The organism is Cobetia sp. SIMBA_158, from assembly GCF_046566945.1.
GTDB lineage: Bacteria > Pseudomonadota > Gammaproteobacteria > Pseudomonadales > Halomonadaceae > Cobetia > Cobetia amphilecti.
In genome coordinates this window covers 1-236 of the sequence record NZ_JAWJYL010001084.1, presented here as the reverse complement: position 1 = coordinate 236, position 236 = coordinate 1, and the positions used below count along the sequence as shown (strand labels likewise).

At 33.5% G+C, this 236-nt stretch carries 1 protein-coding gene; it reads right to left on the bottom strand.

Annotation, left to right across the window (positions count from 1 at the left end):
- Window positions 1–236: DUF4870 domain-containing protein (locus R2R70_RS23125; RefSeq protein ID WP_410979361.1), on the bottom strand; the 236-nt coding region annotated here is incomplete at both ends.

Sequence of the window (236 nt, the reverse complement as noted above, 5' to 3'; positions counted from 1 at the left end):
AAAGAAAAGATAGCCACAATAGGTAATAAAATTACACCGATCACAACAAACATCAATACAAAACAAATTATATAGGCAATTGCCATGGTTATCTGAAAATTAAGCGCTTTTTTACCGTGCTCATTGACCATTTGCATTTCATCTTTTTTAATTAACCAAATAATTAATGGTCCTATGATTGAACCAAACGGCACAATAAATCCAGCAAACGCGCTTAAATGGCACAACATTGCCCA